This is a genomic window from Streptomyces sp. SPB162, assembly GCF_029504575.1.
GTDB lineage: Bacteria > Actinomycetota > Actinomycetes > Streptomycetales > Streptomycetaceae > Actinacidiphila.
In genome coordinates, this window is record NZ_JAQFII010000001.1 from 5,094,179 (window position 1) to 5,111,876 (window position 17,698).

Here is a 17,698-nt window from a genome sequence, read left to right on the forward strand (position 1 = left end):
ATGGCACCATCGTGCCAACACATCGCGCGGCCCCGGGAGACGGTCTTGTTCTGGTTCATGCTCATCGCGCTGGTCGCGGTCGTCGCCGCAGTGGCACTGGCCGTACTCGGCGACGGCGGGACGCTCCGCGACGCGGATCCGGACCGGATCGACGACCGGCTGCCCGCCGACCGCCCGCTGGTCCGCTCCGACATCGACGCGCTGCGGCTGCCGGTGGCCCTGCGCGGCTACCGGATGCTCGACGCGGACGAGGTGCTCGACCGCCTCGCGGCGGAGCTCGCCGAACGGGACGCGCGCATCGCGGACCTGGAGGCGGCCCTGGCCGGCGCCCAGGCGACCGCCCTGGCCACGCCGTCGCTGCTGGACCCGCCGATGTCGCTGTCGGTCCTGGACCAGCCGCCCATGCGCCCGGCGCCGCCGTCCTCGCCGCCGGACGGCCCGCCCTCGCTGCACAAGGAGCGGCCGGAGGACCACCCCCATGAGTGAGCGCGCCGCGATCACCGGCGAGGACGGTCTCGCCCGCTGCCCGTGGGGGCTGTCGGCGCCGGAGTACGTGGAGTACCACGACGGCGAGTGGGGCCGCCCGGTGCGCGGCGACGACGCGCTGTTCGAGCGGCTGTGCCTGGAGGCGTTCCAGTCCGGGCTCTCCTGGATCACGATCCTGCGCCGCCGCGAGAACTTCCGCGCCGCCTTCGCGGGCTTCTCCATCAAAGCGGTCGCGGAGTTCACCGACGAGGACCGGGCCCGGCTGCTCGCCGACCCCGGCATCATCCGCAACCGCGCCAAGATCGACGCCTCCCTCGCCAACGCCCACGTGGCCGCCGGGCTGGGCGCCGGTGGCCTCGACGAGCTGATCTGGTCCCACGCCCCGGACCCGGCGGGCCGGCCGGTGCCGCGCACGCTCGACGACGTGCCGGCGACCACGCCCGAGTCGGTGGCGCTGGCGAAGGACCTCAAGAAGCACGGCTTCCGGTTCGTCGGGCCGACCACCGCCTACGCGATGATGCAGGCCTGCGGCCTTGTCGACGACCACCTGGCCGGCTGCCACGTGCGGGTCTTCTCCCCCTCGCCTCCGGCCGCCTAGGCCGTGTCTGACACATCCCGCCTGGCCCGGGACGCCTGGCACGCGCGCTTTCCCCCAGCTACCGCTGGGAGGGGCCCCCAGTTGTCGGGCCCGCCCCGGTACGTCCAGTACAGGGGCGACCCTCCGCCTTGGGATCGCATGCACCAGACGCCCCGGGCCCCGCCCTCCGGGCGGACGCCGGTATGTGTCAGACACGGCCTAGTGCTCTGGGCGGAAGGGTTTGCCTGGTTGGCGGCGTCCGGCGCGGTGTGGCGCACGGCGGAGGGTCGTCCTCGTACCGGGCGTACTCGGACGACTCCGATACCGCGGCGAAGTGCCGTGCCGGGCGTCGCGAACCGGTGAACCTCTCCGGCCAGAGCACTGGAACGCCTGGCGCGGCCCTTTGCTCGTCGGGGCTCAGCGGCCCAGGTAGCGCGGCGGCTCCTTCTTGAGGAATGCCTCCACGGCGATCCGGTGGTCCTCGGACGCGCCCGCGACCGTCTGGAGCTCGTCCTCCTTCTCCAGGGTCTCCAGGAGCGAGTGGTCCGTCCCGTACGCCAGCGACGCCTTGATCGCCGCGTAGGCCACCGTCGGCCCCGCCGCGAGGCTCCGTGCCACCTTCAGGGCCTCCGCGGCCAGCTCGGCGGCCGGGACCACCTTGTTGGCGATACCGAGCTCCAGGGCCTCCTGAGCGGTCACCTTGCGGGGGAAGAGCAGCAGATCGGCGGCGCGGCCGTGGCCGATCAGCCGGGGGAGGGTCCACGACGCGCCCGAGTCCGCGGTCAGCGCCACTCCGGCGAAGGACGTGTTGAAACTCGCGGTGTCGGCGACCACCCGGTAGTCCGAGGCGAACGCCAGCCCCGCCCCGGCGCCCGCGGCGACGCCGTTGATGCCCGCGACCACCGGCTTCGGCATCGTCGCGAGGGCGGTGACGATCGGGTTGTAGTGCTCCCGGACCGTCGACATCGTGCCGCCGGTGCCGGACTTCCGGTCCTCCATCAGCAGCCCTACGTGCTCCTTGAGGTCCTGGCCGACGCAGAACGCGCGACCGGTCCCGGTCAGCAGAACCGCCCTGACCTGGGGGTCCGCCGCCGCGCCCCGAACGGCCTCGCGGAGCGCCACCTTGGTCTCGACGTTCAGGGCGTTCATGGCATCGGGACGGTTCAAGGTGATGGTCGCGAGCCCGTCGCTCACCTCGTACAGCACGCTGTCGGACATGGATGATCCCCTTCGTCACGGCTCCGGTCCTGGCCAGCATGCCGGACATCGCGACGGGCGGACATGTGACGTACGTCAAACATTCAACGGGTCGATTGCGGCACGGAACGGGAGTGCTGAGGCGGTGTATCGCGGTCTCGTCACCGAATTGGCCGGTTTTGTGGGAGGGGTTTCTCGAACGGATGGGAACCGATGTTGGTCATCGGGTCGGGACATGCGGGATAATGGTCGAGAACCAATGTGTTCGAGTCCGAGCTGGTTTCAGGAAGGGGAACGAGCATGGCGGCCATGAAGCCGCGGACGGGTGATGGCCCGCTCGAGGTCACCAAGGAGGGGCGGAGCATCATCATGCGCGTTCCGCTCGAGGGCGGCGGACGGCTTGTTGTCGAGCTGACTCCTGACGAGGCGGATGCCCTCGGCGACGCGCTGAAGAAGGCCATCGCCTGACACGAGCGCGTTCCCGATAAACGTCACGGCCCCGATTCCTGACCGTTCCAGGTCCGGAACCCGGGGCCGCTGCCGTGTGCCGGCGCGGTCAGCCGCCCCGGCGGACCGCGCACAGCAGTCCGTCGTCGGTGGGCAGCAGGACCGGCGCGAACGCCTGGCTGTCCCGCACCGCGCGCATCAGCTCGCGCAGCCGCACGGCCTCGGCGTCCTGGTGTGCCGCGTCCAGGGTGCGGCCCTGGGCGAAGGTCCCCTCGAAGCAGACGAGTCCGCCGGGACGCAGCAGGCGCAACGATTCGTCGAGGTAGTCGAGGTACTCCAGCCGGTCCCCGTCGCAGAAGACGAGGTCGTAGCCCCCGTCCGCCAGCCGCGGGAGGACCTCCAGCGCGCGGCCGGGGATGAACCGCGCGCGGTTGGCGGCGAAACCGGCGTCCCGGTAGGCCTCGCGGGCCAGTTGCTGACGGTCGGGTTCCGAGTCGACGGTGGTCAGCACCCCGTCCGGGCGCATCCCGAGCAGCAGGTGGATACCGGACACGCCGGTTCCGGTGCCGATCTCGACGACGGCCTTCGCGTCGGAGGCCGCGGCCAGCAGCCGCAGCGTGGCGCCGGTTCCGGGGGACACGGGGCGCAGACCGGACTCGTGGGCACGGCGCCGGGCTCGTATCAGGGCGTCGTCTTCGGCGACGAAGGCGTCGGCGAACGCCCAGCTCGCCTGCCGGTTGCCGGTAATGGCCCTCTCCCTGTCCCCGTCGGTGATGCGGCCCGCCCGGCGACTGTATCCGCCCCCAGCTAACGCTGGGTGGTGCCCCCAGAGCTAACGCCGGGTGGTGCCCCCAGAGCTAACGCCGGGTGGTGCCCCCAGAGCTAACGCCGGGTGGTGGCCCCGGAGCCAGCGCCGGGTGGTGCCTCCGGAGTCAGCGCTGGGTGGTGCCCCCGGAGCCAGCGCCGGGTGGTGCCCCCGGAGCTGGTGTTGGGCTGCCCCCGGGGCCGGGAACCCGTTGAGGAGAGTACGCGTTAGTAGGGCGGGACCGAGAACGTGCGGTACGCGGGAAGTACGTCCGCGTAGCCGTCCGGACCAGGTCCCCGGCGAGACAGCGCACTTATCCGGAGCTAACGGGCGAGGTGGATATGGTAGTGGCTCTACTGGAGACCACCAGAGCCGACAGGGGAGGTGCGGCTGCGGCCGGTGATCGGGGAGTGCTTCGGCATATTCTCAGGTCTTCCGGACAGCCGAAATCCGTGACCAACACTGCTGACCGTTCACGCAACGACGTACCCGCCAACGCGACCTTCGCCAACGACGGGGAGAACCAGGCGTGGACGCCTCCTTCCTGGGAGGAGATCGTCAGCACGCACAGTGCCCGCGTCTACCGCTTGGCGTACCGCCTGACGGGCAACCAGCACGATGCCGAGGACCTCACCCAAGAAGTCTTCGTCCGCGTCTTCCGTTCCCTGTCCACGTACACGCCCGGCACCTTCGAGGGCTGGCTGCACCGCATCACCACCAATCTCTTCCTGGACATGGTGCGGCGACGTCAGCGGATCAGGTTTGACGCGCTCGGCGACGACGCGGCGGAGCGGCTCCCGAGCCGCGAGCCGTCCCCCGCGCAGCACTTCAACGACACGCACTTCGACGCGGACGTCCAGCAAGCCCTGGACACCCTCGCGCCCGAGTTCCGTGCCGCGGTCGTGCTCTGCGACATCGAGGGGCTGTCGTACGAGGAGATCGCCGCCACCCTCGGCGTGAAGCTCGGCACGGTCCGGAGTCGGATCCACCGCGGTCGTTCCCACCTGCGCAAGGCCCTTGAGCACCGTTCCCCCGCGGCCCGTCCGGGTCGTGCGCTGGCCGCCGCCATTCCGAATCCGGGCCTGGAGGGCGGAAGAACGTGAGCAGTAGCGGTACCGGCCAGCAACACGTCTCATCTGCCGAGCAGCATCTCGGCGACCGACTCGCCGCGTTCGTCGACGGTGAGTTGCCCGATGACACCCGGGATCGGGTGCTCGCGCATCTGGTGACGTGTCCCCAGTGCAAGACAGCCGCCGACGAGCAGCGCCGGCTGAAGAACGTCGTGGCGACCACGGCGCCTCCCACCCTGTCCGCCGGCCTGCTGGCCCGGCTCCAGGGGCTGCCGGGTGGTGGCGACGACGATGGAAGAGGCCCGTTCGACGGTGGCCTCTTCGGCGGTGGTGACGTCTTCGGGAAGAGCACGGTGGAGGAGTTCTCCTTCCTGTCCCCGGGTCCCGACCTCGCCGCACCGACCGATGTGCGCTCCCGCGGTTTCCGTATCCATGAGGTCGAGCGTCCGGTGTCGGGCCCCGGTTCCGCCTCGCGCGGCCGGCGGTTCGCCTTCGCGGCGGCCGGCGCCTTCTCCATGGCGGCCATCGCGCTCGGCGGCGCCCTCCCGATGGACGCGGCGATCGACAGCGGCGCCCGCCCCGAGGAGCAGGGTCCCGCGGTCGCCCCGCTCAGCGGCGCCGACCCGGTCTCCGAGCTCAAGCCGCTGCGGAGCGACCTGGTGAGTTCAGCGCAGGACCGCTACCTGCGGCACCCCCCGATGACGGGCGTGACTCCGGCCTCGCTGGCCCGTCAGCTGATGGCGCCCGTAGCGGCCACGACTCCCGCGCCGACCGCGCCGCCGACCCCGATGGCCGCTCCCGGACCCGCCGTCCACCGCTGACGTGGGCGTGCGGTCCTGACGTGTACGGCTGACGTGCTGACGCCATCCGGCCGTGTGTCGCTTGCGGACCTCCGTACACCGCCCGCAGGCTCGGGGAATGAGCGATGAGGCCGACCGGCCGCAGTGGTGGAGCCACCCGGCGGGCCCGGCGCCCGGCGCGAGTGGCGCGGGGACAAGAGGACCCGCACCGGACGAGGCGTTCCCCGACCCGTACCTGCTGAACCGGACGTCCGGTGGCCACCCCCACCCCGTTCCGGGCGGTCCGGCCCGTCCCCGTGGCGGCCGGGCTGCCCCGCTGATCGCGGGTGCGGCCCTGGTGGCGCTGCTCGCCGGCGGGATCGGCGGAGCGGCCGGTGTCTACGTCGAGCGGCACGGTGCCGAGGAGGCCACCGAGCCGGTGACGCTGCCCCAGGCCTCCGAGGTCAGTGTCGACCGTGCGCGCGACAGCGTCGCGGGGATCGCGGCCCGGACGCTGCCGGGCGTCGTCTACATCCATGTGAAGGGCGCCTCGGGCGAGGAAACCGGTACCGGGTTCGTGCTGGACACCAAGGGCCACATCCTCACCAACAACCATGTCGTCGGATCCGCCGGCAAGGACGGCGGTGACATCCAGGTCACCTTCACCGGCGGCCGGCGCGCCACGGCGAAGGTGGTCGGCGTGGACAGCGGCTACGACCTCGCGGTCATCGAGGTCAGTGGGGTGTCCGGGGCTGCGGCCGCTCGTCTTCGGCAACTCCGACTCGGTGCGCGTCGGCGACCCGGTGGTGGCCATCGGAGCCCCGTACGGCCTCGAGGGCACCGTCACCGCGGGCATCATCAGCGCCACCCGCAGGCCGGTCACCGCCGCCGGCACCACCGACGGCACGGACGTCAGCTATGTGGACGCGCTGCAGACCGACGCACCGATCAACCCCGGCAACTCCGGGGGCCCGCTCGTCGACGGGCGGGGAAAGGTGATCGGCATCAACAGCGCGATCCGGGCGGCCGACGACGGCGGCGGCCCGGCCGGCGGCCAGGGCGGCAGCATCGGCCTGGGCTTCGCCATCCCGGCCAACCAGGCGAAGCGCGTCGCCGAGGAACTGATCAACACGGGGAAGGCCACCCATCCGGTGATCGGGGTGAGCGTCGACATGACCTACGAGGGGGACGGCGCCCGGATCGGCGGCAAGGGGGACACCCCTGCGGTGACCCCCGGTGGTCCCGGCGACCAGGCCGGCATCGAGGCCGGCGACGTCATCACGGCAGTCGACGGCGAGCGGGTGCACCGCGGCGACGAGCTGGTCGTCAGGATCCGCAGCCACCGCCCCGGCGACCGCCTCACCCTCACCCTGCTGCGTTCCGGCGCGGAACGTACCGTCGAGCTGACCTTGGGTTCGGCCACCGGGAACTGACCCTTTACCCGGTGGCGACGTAGTGTTGGCCCAAGCCACTCCCACGCCGACCGCGCGGCCGGGTACGGTGAGTGAACCCGGACCCTGCCCACCCGGCTGTGGACGTCCCAAGGAGCTGCAAGGTGTTCTTCGACATAGGCCCGATGGAGATGATCGCGCTCGTCATCCTTGCGGTGCTCGTCTTCGGGCCGGACAAGCTGCCGAAGGTCATCCAGGACACGATGGCGTTCATCCGAAAGGTGCGGGCCTTCTCGGACAGCGCCAAGGAGGACATCCGCAAGGAGCTGGGGCCCGAGTTCAAGGACTTCGAGTTCGAGGACCTGAACCCCAAGACGTACATCCGCAAGAACATCCTGGAGAACGAGGAGCTCGGCCTCCAGGACCTGCGCAACGGGTTCGACTTCCGCAAGGAGATGGCCGAGGTCACCGATGCCGTGAACGGCACCGACACCACGGCCGCGGCCGCCTCCGCGGGTGCCGCGGGCGCCGTCGCGAGCACCCCTGACCGCCTCCGCAAGCGCGAGTCGTTGGACAAGGACGAGCCCCCGCCGTTCGATTCCGACGCGACCTGAGTCAACCCGTTTGTCCGGATCCACCCCTTGGGGTGGCTATTCTCCATGTGTTCGCCATCACCGTGCGCCGTTTTGGCCCCCGTGCCCGGCTTCGGTCCGGCAAAATGGCGAGTCGCCCAAAAGGGCATGGAGGAGGCGCCACCCCGATGGAGACGAAGACCGGCAGAGCGGATCGAGCGGTCGACGGCTACTTGATGGCCGATTTCCCGTGGTACGGGCTGGATGAGGCGTTCACCGGACGCCGTTGGCTCACCACGGTCGGCACCAGCGCGGACGGAACCGTGGAGCACGGCTCGATAGGGCATGGCGACGAACCGTCCATCAAGGCGGAGACCACCGACCCCGACGCGCAGCGGTTCGCCGTGGTCGTCACGGTCGCCCGGCGTCCCGGCCGCCGCAGCGCGGACGGCACCGGTGTACTGGAGGCCACCTCGGTGTCGTCGGCGGCCTGGCTGGCGGGCTCCGGGCTGCTGTCCTGCACCTGGCCCACCCACATGGAACGCGCACTGCGCCAGGACTGGCTCGACCAGCAGATCGCGACCGCCTGGGATCTGGCCGACGACCTGGCCGGCCCGCACTGGTCGACCCTCACGCTCCCGGTGGACGGCGAACCCACCGTGTTCCACTACCGGGAGTCCGAGTACGGCTGGGTCCTGGCGGGCTCCGCGCGCGGCGCCCACCTGGGCGCGTACGGGCGCGGCATGAGCGCGTACGGGCTGGGGCTGGCCGTGGTGAAGGACGTCACGACGTACGACGGCTGAGCGTGCTCATGACGGTGCCCCCGACCGCACGGCGGTCGGGGGCACCGTCATGAGCCGAGGGGCCGCTCAGAACTTGTTGCGCGGGGTGATCCCCAGCGACATGCCCGCCAGGCCGCGGGCCCGGCCGCCGAGCTTGCCGGCGATCGACTTGAGGGCGAGCGCGGCGGCGGAGTCCGGGTGGCTCAGGACGACCGGGCGGCCGTCGTCGCCGCCCTCGCGCAGCCGCACGTCGATGGGGATCTGGCCCAGCACCGGCACCGTCGCGCCCGTGGTCCTGGTCAGGCCCTCGGCGACCCGCTCGCCACCGCCGCTGCCGAAGACGTCGACGATCTCGTCGCAGTGCGGGCACGGCATCCCGGACATGTTCTCCACGACGCCGACGATCTTCTGGTGGGTCTGCACCGCGATGGAGCCGGCGCGCTCCGCGACCTCGGCCGCCGCCTGCTGAGGCGTCGTCACCACGAGGATCTCGGCGTTCGGGACGAGCTGCGCGACGGAGATCGCGATGTCGCCGGTGCCCGGCGGCAGGTCCAGCAGCAGGACGTCCAGGTCGCCCCAGTACACGTCGGCGAGGAACTGCTGCAGCGCGCGGTGCAGCATCGGCCCGCGCCACACCACGGGCGCGTTGCCCGGGGTGAACATGCCGATGGAGATGACCTTCACGCCGTGCGCCGACGGCGGCATGATCATGTTCTCGACCTGGGTCGGCCGGCCGTCGACACCGAGCATGCGCGGCACCGAGTGGCCATAGATGTCCGCGTCCACGACGCCGACCTTGAGGCCGTCGGCGGCCATCGCCGCCGCCAGGTTCACCGTCACCGAGGACTTGCCGACGCCGCCCTTGCCGGAGGCGACCGCGTAGACCCGGGTCAGCGAGCCGGGCTGCGCGAAGGGCACCTCGCGCTCGGCGGTGCCGCCGCGCAGGTTGCCGGCGAGCTCCTTGCGCTGCTCGTCGCTCATGACGTCGAGTTCGACGGTGACGCCGGTGACGCCCGGGACCGCCTCGACGGCCGTGGTGACGTTCGTGGTGATGGTCTCGCGCATCGGGCACCCCGACACCGTCAGGTACACGGCGACCTTCACGGTGCCGTCTTCCGCGATGTCCACGGATTTGACCATGCCGAGATCAGTGATCGGCTTGTGGATCTCCGGGTCGTTCACCGTCGCGAGCGCCGCGCGCACGGCGTCGGCGGTCGGAGCGGATCCGTGTGTGTCGGTAGCCATACGGTCGATGGTACGGCGCCTACCGGTCGGTTCCGGCGTCGCCTTCGTCACGCCGCTCCTCGAGCTCCTTCAGCAGATCCTGGAGCTCGGAACGGATCCAGTCGCGGGTGGCGACCTCCCCGAGATTCATCCGCAGCGACGCCACCTCCCGCGTCAGGTACTCGGTGTCGGCGATGCTGCGCTCGTTCTGTTTGCGGTCCTGCTCCTGGTTGACGCGGTCGCGGTCGTCCTGCCGGTTCTGCGCGAGCAGGATCAGCGGGGGCCGCGTAGGACGCCTGGAGCGAGAGCATCAGCGTCAGGAAGATGAACGGGTACCGGTCCCAGCGCATCGAGTCCGGGGCGAAGATGTTCCACAGCACCCACAGGATGATGAGGACGGTCATCCAGACGATGAAGCGCCCGGTGCCCAGGAAGCGCGCGATGCGCTCCGAGAACCGGCCGAACTCCTCCGGGTCGTAGGTCGGCAGCAGCCGCCGCCGGGTCGGCCGGGGCTGGTCCAGGCGCACCCGCGGCCGCGGCGGGCCGGCGGAGCCGGCCGAGGACTTCGCGCGCTCGCGCTCCACGTCAGCGGGCATCGTCGGGCTCGCTCTCGTCCGCGCGCGTGTCGCCCACGTGGTAGGCGGCCGTCGCACCGTGCAGATCGGTCTCGCGCCAGTCGTCGGGCAGCAGGTGGTCCAGCACGTCGTCGACCGTCACCGCGCCGAGCAGCGACCCGCTCTCGTCCACGACGGGCGCCGAGATCAGGTTGTACGTGGCGAGGTAGCTGGTCACCGCGGACAGCGGGGTACCGGGCGGCAGCGGCAGCAGGTCGGTGTCGACGATGGAGCCGACGAGGGTGAACGGCGGGTCGCGCAGCAGCCGCTGGAAGTGCACCAGGCCCAGGTACTTGCCGGTCGGGGTCTCGTCGGGCGGCCGGCACACGTAGACCTGGGCGGCGAGCGCGGGGGAGAGGTCCGGGTTGCGGACCCGGGCCAGCGCGTCGGCGATCGTGGCGTCCGGCCGCAGCACGATGGGCTCGGTGGTCATCAGGCCGCCGGCGGTGCGCTCCTCGTAGGAGAGCAGCCGGCGCACGTCGGCCGCGTCCTGCGGCTGCATCAGCGTCAGCAGGCGCTCCTGGTCGACCTCCGGCAGCTCGGAGAGCAGGTCGGCCGCGTCGTCCGGGTCCATCGCCTCCAGCACGTCGGCCGCGCGCTCCTCCTTGAGCTTGCCGAGGATCTCCACCTGGTCGTCGTCCGGCAGCTCCTCCAGGACGTCGGCGAGCCGGTCGTCGTCCAGGGCCGCGGCGACCTCGCCGCGCCGCTTGGGCGACAGGTGGTGCAGGACGTTCGCGAGGTCGGCGGGGCGCAGCCGCTCGAAGGTGGCGAGGAGGTTCTCGGCGCCCTGGCCGTGCTCCTCCAGCGAGAAGCCGGTCACGGCCGACCAGTCCAGCGTCAGGGTCTCCCCACGCCTGCGAAGGGCCCCGCCCTTGCCGCGGCGGACGAAGACCTTGTCGATCTCCCACTCACGGCGGGCCGGCAGCTGCACCATCGCGATGTCCAGCACCGTCACCTCCTCGCCGGTCGCGACGATCCTGACCCGTCGGTCGAGCAGTTCGCCGAGGACCAGGGTCTCCGTCGGCCGCTGTTCGAAGCGCCGCATGTTGACGACGCCGGTGGTGATCACCTGCCCGGACTCGACGCCCGTCACCCGGGTCATCGGCAGGAAGATCCGCCGCCGGGTGACCACCTCGACGACCAGCCCCAGCACCCGCGGCGGCTTCCCGCCGACCCGCAGCATCACCACGAGGTCGCGGACCCGGCCCACCTGGTCGCCGCCCGGGTCGAAGACCGCGACCCCCGAGATGTGCGAGATGAACACGCGCGGGGCACCTGCGGCCATCGGTGCCTCCTGGCGTCGTGCGGGTCACGGTTCGTCGCTGCCAGGCTAACCCGCCGGGATCTTGGGTGCCGCACGGCGCTGCTCCGCGGCGGACCCCGCTCTGCCTGCCGCGCGCGGAAGAGTCGGGTCCGGGTCTCGGCAGGGAGCTGTACGCTGCGGTAGCTTCGGGTCCCCCCACCCCGTTCCCCTGCCGCTGGAGGAAGAGAACACGTGTTTCCCGGCCGCCGATCCGCTGTTCTCCTCGGGGCGCTCTGCGCCGGACTGACACTCGCCGGCTGCGGCGGCGGCGATCCGGACGCGGGGACGAACGGAGTCGCCAAGCTGCCCCCCAAGACGATCGAGCAGCGGGCCCGCGAAGCCGCCGCGACGGCGCCGACCGTACGGCTCTCCGGCACCGTGGTCAGCAAGGGGAAGACGTACAAGCTCGACATGCGACTGCGGGCCAACGGCGGCGTCGGGGACGTCACGACGCAGAGCAGCACGTTCCAGCTGCTGCGGGTCGGTGACGACCTGTACCTGAAGGCGGGCGCCGACTTCTACGGCGACGAAGGCTCCGGCAAGGACAGCCAGGCCGCCGCGGCGAAGCTGAAGGACAAGTACGTCAAGGTGCCGACGGGCGACCCCGCCTTCCAGCAGTTCAGCGGCTTCACGGACAAGAAGGTGCTGCTCGACGCGCTCTTCGCGCTCAACGGTGAGCTGTCCACCGGCGACCACCGCAAGGTCGACGGCATCCGCACCATCGCCCTCGCCGCGGACGGCGGCGGAGGCGGCACCCTCGACGTCTCCCTCGAAGGCAGCCCCTACCCGCTGCGGTACGAGCGCGCGGGCGGTTCCGCCACCCTGACCATGGCCGACTGGGGCAAGGACTTCGCCCTGGCGGCGCCGGACGCCGCCCACGTCGTGGACTACGGCAAGTCCGTGACGGGCACGTCCGGCGGCTGACCGACCGGGGTCAGGCGCGCTTCCCGCGGCGCGCCAGCAGCCGCGGCAGCGCCTCCGGCATCGGCTGCCGGGTCGTGGCGGGGGAGGGGACGGGGGCGGCCGCACCCGAGCGGTCCGGCATCGCGCCCGGCTGCTCGCTCGGCGGTCCTGACGGTACGAGCCGCAGCACCTGGCACTCGCGCGCCCAGCGCGCGGTCATCGTCTCGGCGTCCGGAGCGTTCAGCCGCTTTCCCTTGAGCTCCTCGACGGCGGCGGTCCACGCGTCGCTGTCGGGGGCGAGCACGGAGACGGCGGCGGGCCACGCGACCAGCCGGCCGCCCTTGTCCTTGCTGCGCACGGTCACGACCGCGGTGCCGCCGTCGGCCAGTCCGGCGAGCGGCTGCTCCCCGGGGCCGCCGCCGACGAGGCACAGGGCGCCGTCCACCCACGCGTGCCACACCGCCTGCGGCGGCCGGCCGGCCGGGGCCTGGACCCAGACCAGGCCGGACTTCTTGGTGGCCTCCTCGACGAGGGCCGTCTGCTCGGCGGTTTCCGTCATGGGGCTCACCTTATGGGGTGCGCCCCCGCCCGCGGGGCCCCTGTCGGCGTCCCGTGCGGGCCCTCCACTCGCGTTCCAGGCTTCGGACGACAGGAGCATGCTCTTGTCACGGGCCTTACGCTGGTCGGTGACCCCGTTTTGACCGAGGAGAACCCGTGTCCGCCGAGCCGCGCACCGCCGCCCCGCCTGCCGCCGTGTCACCCGCGGCAGCCGTCGCGCACCGGCCGCTGGACCTCACGCTGCTGGCCGTCGCCATCGCCGGCGTCTCGTTCTCCGCCCCGCTGATCGCGGCGACCGCCGCCCCGGCGCTGGCCATCGCGTTCTGGCGGAACGCCATGGCGATAGGGGTGCTCACCCCGTTCGTGCTCCGCCGCAACCTCGGCGAGCTGCGCCGGATGGGCCGCCGCTCGCTGCTGCTGTCGGTGGCGGCGGGCGCCACTCTCGCGCTGCACTTCGGCCTGTGGCTGCCGAGCCTGTCGATGACGTCGGTCGCCACCTCGACCGCGCTGTGCACCACGACCCCGATCTGGACCACGATCATCCTGCGGATGCGCGGCCACCGGCCGCCCCGCCTGGTCTGGGCGGGCACGCTGCTGGCCGTGGTGGGCGTCATCATCCTGACCGGTATCGACATGTCGACCGACACTCGCGCGCTGGGCGGCGACGCGCTCGCGCTGGGCGCGGGCATGGCGGCCGCCGCGTACGTGCTGCTGGGCGCCGAGGTCCGCAGGAGCGCCAGCACCACCGCGTACACCTACATCTGCTACTCGACGACCGCGGCGGCGCTGCTCGTCGCGTGCCTGGTTTCCGGCGCCTCACTGGGCGGGTACAGCGGCGGGACCTGGCTCAAGCTCGTCGCGCTCACCGTCGCCGCGCAACTGCTGGGCCACTCGATCCTGAACCGGGTGGTGCACGGCCTCGGCCCGTCCACCACGTCGACGGCGATCCTCCTGGAGACGCCGGGCGCGGCCCTCATCGCGGCCCTCTGGCTGGGCCAGACGCCGCCGGCGATGGCCTACCCGGCCCTCGGAGTGATCCTGGCGGGCCTGGCCCTGGTGATCCTCGCGGACCGCCGGGATTCCGGCCCGGCCCCGGCGGACCTCCCGGCGACGCCCGGCGGAGCCTGAGCCACGGCCCGCCGCGCCGCCGCTACAACCAGCCGTTGCGCCGGAACCCGCGGTGGATGCTGAAGCAGATGGCGACCGTTGCGCACAGCACCATGGGGTATCCGTACCGCCAGTGCAGCTCCGGCATGTGGTCGAAGTTCATCCCGTACACGCCGGTGATCATCGTCGGGACGGCGAGGATGGCGGCCCAGGCGGTGATCTTGCGCATGTCCTCGTTCTGCGCGACGGTCGCCTGCGCCAGGTTGGCCTGGAGGATCGAGTTGAGCAGGTCGTCGAAGCCGACCACCTGCTCGTGGACGCGCGCCACGTGGTCGGCGACGTCGCGGAAGTACTTCTGGATCTCCGGGTCGATCAGCCGCATCGGCCGCTCGCTGAGCAGCTGCATCGGCCGCAGCAGCGGCGAGACCGCCCGCTTGAACTCCAGTACCTCGCGCTTGAGCTGGTAGATCCGGCCGGCGTCGCCACCGCGCGCGGACTTGCCCTGCGCGGCGGAGAAGACATCGATCTCCACGTCGTCGATGTCGTCCTGCACCGCCTCGGTGACGGCCAGGTAGTCGTCGACCACCTGGTCGGCGATGGCGTGCAGCACGGCAGAGGGGCCCTTCGCGAGCAGCTCCGGATCGTCCTCCAGCCGGTGCCGCAGCGCGCGCAGTGAGCCGTGGCCGCCGTGCCGGACGGTGATGACGAAGTGCCGGCCGGTGAAGACCATGACCTCGCCGCTCTCCACCACCTCGCTGGTCGCGGTGAGTTCGGTGTGCTCGACGTACCTGATGGTCTTGAAGACGGTGAACAGGATGTCGTCGTAGCGCTCCAACTTGGGGCGCTGGTGCGCGTGGACCGCGTCCTCGACGGCCAGCGGGTGCAGCCCGAACACCTCGGCGATGCCGGCGAACTCCTGCTCCGTGGGCTCGTGCAGCCCGATCCAGACGAAGCCCTCGCTGCGGCTGCCGCTGCGCACCTTCTCCAGGGCGGCGGCGGGGTCGATGTGGTCGCTGCAGCGCGCGCCGTCGCGGTAGACGGCGCAGTCCACCACCGCGCTCGTCGCACTGGGCGTACGCGTCGCGCCGTAGTCGTATGAAACGGCGCTCTTGCGCAGGGAGGGACGGACCACTGCACGCAGGTCACGGATCATCGACATGGCAAGCTCCTTCACGGACTGGCCGACGGCATGGAAGCCGCACTGAAATGCTGATCAAGGCAGGGTGATCACAAGGCAGTTCAGGGCGCTCTTCCGGCGCGGTGCCCATGGCAGGCGTTGATCCAGGGAGGAAGTCGGAACTTCGGTGACTCCCGTGTTTCCCGGCGACGGTGCCGGGTATGGAACGCGAGGGCTCAGCCGGCGAGGCGGCGGAAGGAAGAGCGGGCAGGACTGCACGGTCGACTATGATCCATGTCAACCCCACCTCCTCCGGCCGATCCCCGCTGAGGGATGACGTATGCCCATGGCAACGCCGGACTTCACGGCGGCCAACGCCCCACCTTAGCAAGCGCCTGGAGCGCTCCTGCCCGGCTTTGCCTCTTCCATACGCTTCCCCAGGTTTCCCCTACCTGCCGCGGGCGCGGCGGACCTATGCTCCGCGGTATGGGCGATCTTCTTCAGCTGGTCGAGGCGCGACTGCACTCGACGTTCGGTGAGCGGCACAGCAGGGCGGCGGTGACCTTCCTCGGCACCGACCGCATCGAGGTGCTGCGCTTCGTCGACGGTGACGTCCTGCGGTACGCCACGCTCGGCATGTCGCGGCAGCCGATGAGCGATCCCCTCGCCACCGTCGCCGACCCGCTGCGCGGCCCGCGCGCCGAGCTGGTGCTGTCGGTACGGGCCGGCCTCGCCCCCGTCGACCAGGTGCTGCGGCCGCTCGCGGTACTCGCCGCCTCCCCGCAGGTCGAGGGCGTCGTGGTGGCGCCCGGCGCCTCGTTGGACGTCGGCGGCCCGCTGTGGACCGACGCGCCGTTCTCCGCCGTGCTGGTCGCGGAGTCGGGCGGCCTCGTCGAGGACCTCGCCCTGGAGGACCCGTTGGACCCGGTCCGGTTCTTCCCCGTGCTCCCCATGACCTCGAACGAAGCGGCCTGGAAGCGCGTGCACGGCGGCGCCGCGCTGCAGGAGCGCTGGCTGAAGTACGGCACGGACCTGCGCGATCCGCTGCGGGCCTCGGTGCCGCTCGCCGACTGACCCCGCCGCGTGCCGTGAGCGTCGCCCAGCCGTTCGTACGGATGGACTCTCGACGCCGGACGGGTGATCGTCCTTGACGCGGGCACGTCGCGGGAGGACCGTTGGGCCCTATGAGGGGCGAACCCAGTTGCCCGAAGTGCGGTGGCCGGGTGCGCGCGCCCGGCCTCTTCTCCGATGCCTGGCAATGCGGCGCGCACGGGACCGTGCATCCGCTGCAGCCGGTCGTTCCGCCGAGCGTCGAGGCGCTCGGCGTCGTGGTGCACCGCGCGCAGGTCCCGGTGTGGATGCCCTGGCCGCTGCCGGTCGGCTGGCTCTTCTCCGGCGTGGCCTCCGCGGGCGACGACCGCAGCGGCGGGCGGGCGACCGCCGTGGCCTGCTCGGGGCCCGGCCCGCTCGGCGGCCCCGGCGAGCTGCTGCTGATCGCCGAGGAGCTGGGCGTGGGGCTGGGGGCGCGCTACGCGGGCATCCCCGGGCCCGATCCCGGTCCCTCGATGTGTGTGGACCAGTCCCCGCACACCAAGGTGCTGGCCGCGGGCCGGCCCACCCCGCTGTGGCACGTGAAGGACGCGCCCGGCGACCGGGCGGTCTTCGCGGGCGAGGCGCTCGGGCTGTGGCTCTGGGCGATCGTGTGGCCCGAGCAGTCCGGGCTGATGATGTACGACGAGCTGGTGCTCACCGATCTGCGGGACGCGGGGGCGGAGATCGACCTGCTGTCGTGCGGTGCCCTGTCCCCCCGGCTGCTCTCCTGAGATTCGCAGGTTCCCCGGCCCGCTATCCTTACTTTCCGAAAGCCTGTGCCGTATACCGCCTATCGCCGTTGGGAGCCGTGCCGCCGTGCGTATCGACCTGCACACCCACTCGACGGCTTCCGACGGTACGGACACCCCCGCCGAGCTGGTGCGCAACGCCGCGGCCGCGGGTCTCGACGTCGTCGCGCTCACCGACCACGACACGGTCGGCGGCCATGACGAGGCGGCCAAGGAGCTGCACGACCTGGGGTCGCCGCTGACGCTGGTGACCGGCGCGGAGCTGTCCTGCAAGGTCGACGGCATCAGCATGCACATGCTGGCCTATCTCTTCGACCCCGCCGAGCCCGAGCTGTTCCGCGAGCGCGAACTCGTCCGCGACGACCGGGTGCCGCGCGCGCGGGCCATGGTCGGCAAGCTCCAGGAGCTCGGCGTCCCGGTCACCTGGGAGCGGGTCGCCGCGATCGCCGGTGACGGCTCCGTGGGTCGGCCGCACATCGCGACCGCGCTCGTCGACCTCGGCGTCGTGGACAGCGTCTCGGACGCGTTCACGGAGCGGTGGCTGGCCAACGACGGCCGCGCCTACGTGGAGAAGCACGAGTTCGACCCGTTCGACGCCGTCCGGCTGGTCAAGGCGGCCGGGGGAGTCACCGTCTTCGCTCACCCGGGCGCACACAAGCGCGGCGAGACCGTTCCGGAGAGCGTCATAGCCGCACTGGCGGCGGCCGGACTCGACGGCATCGAGGTGGACCACATGGACCACGACGAGGCCACCCGGGCCCGCCTGCGCGGCTTCGCCGCCGAGACCGGGCTGCTCGCCACCGGCTCCAGCGACTACCACGGCAGCCGCAAGACCTGCCGGCTCGGCGAGTGGGTCACCGACCCCGAGGTCTACCGGGAGATCGCGCGCCGGGCGACCGGCGCCCTTCCGATCAGCGCCGTCTGA

At 71.8% G+C, this 17,698-nt stretch carries 18 protein-coding genes and 2 pseudogenes; 13 read left to right on the forward strand and 7 right to left on the reverse strand.

Going from position 1 to position 17,698, the window contains the following annotated elements; genetic code table 11:
* Window positions 1-45 precede the first annotated feature (45 nt).
* Complete coding sequence (locus tag M2266_RS23370) at window positions 46-486, forward strand: cell division protein DivIVA (RefSeq protein ID WP_277439943.1); 441 nt, start codon at window positions 46-48, stop codon at window positions 484-486.
* A complete protein-coding gene (locus M2266_RS23375; protein WP_277439944.1) occupies window positions 479-1,084 on the forward strand; it encodes a DNA-3-methyladenine glycosylase I in 606 nt (201 codons plus the stop codon). Before M2266_RS23370 ends, M2266_RS23375 begins: the two co-directional genes overlap by 8 nt.
* Before the next feature lie 396 nt (window positions 1,085-1,480).
* On the opposite strand, the gene M2266_RS23380 is transcribed toward M2266_RS23375, so the two are convergent.
* Window positions 1,481-2,281: an enoyl-CoA hydratase-related protein gene (locus tag M2266_RS23380; protein WP_277439945.1), complete on the reverse strand. Its 801-nt coding sequence runs from the start codon at window positions 2,279-2,281 to the stop codon at window positions 1,481-1,483.
* Between the two features lie 279 nt (window positions 2,282-2,560).
* On the opposite strand from M2266_RS23380, the gene M2266_RS23385 reads away from it, so the two are divergent.
* A complete protein-coding gene (locus M2266_RS23385; protein WP_069464762.1) occupies window positions 2,561-2,728 on the forward strand; it encodes a DUF3117 domain-containing protein in 168 nt (55 codons plus the stop codon).
* Between the two features lie 88 nt (window positions 2,729-2,816).
* Here M2266_RS23385 and M2266_RS23390 read toward each other — a convergent pair whose 3' ends face one another.
* Window positions 2,817-3,482, reverse strand: a complete 666-nt coding sequence (locus tag M2266_RS23390; protein ID WP_277441321.1) for an O-methyltransferase — start codon at window positions 3,480-3,482, stop codon at window positions 2,817-2,819.
* A gap of 371 nt (window positions 3,483-3,853) precedes the next feature.
* Here M2266_RS23390 and sigE point away from each other — a divergent pair, with 371 nt between their 5' ends.
* From sigE to M2266_RS23415, 5 genes and pseudogenes are all read left to right on the forward strand, one after another.
* Window positions 3,854-4,615 (forward strand): RNA polymerase sigma factor SigE, encoded by a 762-nt coding sequence (gene sigE / locus M2266_RS23395; RefSeq protein ID WP_277441322.1) that lies wholly within the window; start codon window positions 3,854-3,856, stop codon window positions 4,613-4,615.
* Window positions 4,612-5,403, forward strand: coding sequence for a zf-HC2 domain-containing protein (locus M2266_RS23400; RefSeq protein ID WP_277439946.1), 792 nt, complete (start codon window positions 4,612-4,614; stop codon window positions 5,401-5,403). Before sigE ends, M2266_RS23400 begins: the two co-directional genes overlap by 4 nt.
* A gap of 295 nt (window positions 5,404-5,698) precedes the next feature.
* Window positions 5,699-6,794 (forward strand): annotated as a pseudogene (locus M2266_RS23405) (trypsin-like peptidase domain-containing protein); the annotation flags it as partial.
* Window positions 6,795-6,916: 122 nt separating this feature from the next.
* Window positions 6,917-7,366, forward strand: a complete 450-nt coding sequence (locus M2266_RS23410) for a sec-independent translocase (RefSeq protein ID WP_277439947.1) — start codon at window positions 6,917-6,919, stop codon at window positions 7,364-7,366.
* A gap of 146 nt (window positions 7,367-7,512) precedes the next feature.
* Window positions 7,513-8,127 (forward strand): hypothetical protein, encoded by a 615-nt coding sequence (locus M2266_RS23415; protein WP_277439948.1) that lies wholly within the window; start codon window positions 7,513-7,515, stop codon window positions 8,125-8,127.
* Window positions 8,128-8,193: 66 nt separating this feature from the next.
* On the opposite strand, the gene M2266_RS23420 is transcribed toward M2266_RS23415, so the two are convergent.
* From M2266_RS23420 to M2266_RS23430, 3 genes and pseudogenes are all read right to left on the reverse strand, one after another.
* Window positions 8,194-9,351, reverse strand: coding sequence for an Mrp/NBP35 family ATP-binding protein (locus M2266_RS23420; RefSeq protein WP_277439949.1), 1,158 nt, complete (start codon window positions 9,349-9,351; stop codon window positions 8,194-8,196).
* A gap of 19 nt (window positions 9,352-9,370) precedes the next feature.
* Window positions 9,371-9,926 (reverse strand): annotated as a pseudogene (locus M2266_RS23425) (DUF1003 domain-containing protein).
* On the reverse strand, window positions 9,916-11,229 hold the full coding sequence (locus M2266_RS23430) for a CBS domain-containing protein (protein ID WP_277439950.1): 1,314 nt from the start codon (window positions 11,227-11,229) through the stop codon (window positions 9,916-9,918). Before M2266_RS23430 ends, M2266_RS23425 begins: the two are co-directional and overlap by 11 nt.
* Before the next feature lie 210 nt (window positions 11,230-11,439).
* Between M2266_RS23430 and M2266_RS23435 the strand changes: the two genes are divergently transcribed.
* Window positions 11,440-12,171, forward strand: coding sequence for a hypothetical protein (locus M2266_RS23435; RefSeq protein ID WP_277439951.1), 732 nt, complete (start codon window positions 11,440-11,442; stop codon window positions 12,169-12,171).
* Between the two features lie 10 nt (window positions 12,172-12,181).
* Here the strand turns inward: M2266_RS23435 and M2266_RS23440 are convergent, their stop codons facing one another.
* Window positions 12,182-12,709 carry a hypothetical protein gene (locus M2266_RS23440; RefSeq protein WP_277439952.1) on the reverse strand — a complete coding sequence of 176 codons (528 nt, stop codon included), beginning with the start codon at window positions 12,707-12,709 and terminating at the stop codon, window positions 12,182-12,184.
* Window positions 12,710-12,903: 194 nt separating this feature from the next.
* On the opposite strand from M2266_RS23440, the gene M2266_RS23445 reads away from it, so the two are divergent.
* Window positions 12,904-13,836, forward strand: coding sequence for a DMT family transporter (locus tag M2266_RS23445; protein WP_277441323.1), 933 nt, complete (start codon window positions 12,904-12,906; stop codon window positions 13,834-13,836).
* Window positions 13,837-13,858: 22 nt separating this feature from the next.
* Here the strand turns inward: M2266_RS23445 and M2266_RS23450 are convergent, their stop codons facing one another.
* On the reverse strand, window positions 13,859-14,974 hold the full coding sequence (locus tag M2266_RS23450; protein ID WP_277439953.1) for a magnesium and cobalt transport protein CorA: 1,116 nt from the start codon (window positions 14,972-14,974) through the stop codon (window positions 13,859-13,861).
* 444 nt (window positions 14,975-15,418) lie between these two features.
* Between M2266_RS23450 and M2266_RS23455 the strand changes: the two genes are divergently transcribed.
* From M2266_RS23455 to M2266_RS23465, 3 genes are all read left to right on the forward strand, one after another.
* Window positions 15,419-16,006, forward strand: coding sequence for a suppressor of fused domain protein (locus M2266_RS23455; RefSeq protein WP_277439954.1), 588 nt, complete (start codon window positions 15,419-15,421; stop codon window positions 16,004-16,006).
* 110 nt (window positions 16,007-16,116) lie between these two features.
* Window positions 16,117-16,755, forward strand: a complete 639-nt coding sequence (locus tag M2266_RS23460) for a DUF6758 family protein (RefSeq protein ID WP_277439955.1) — start codon at window positions 16,117-16,119, stop codon at window positions 16,753-16,755.
* A gap of 85 nt (window positions 16,756-16,840) precedes the next feature.
* Entirely contained in the window at window positions 16,841-17,698 is an 858-nt protein-coding gene (locus tag M2266_RS23465; protein ID WP_277439956.1) for a PHP domain-containing protein, read from the forward strand.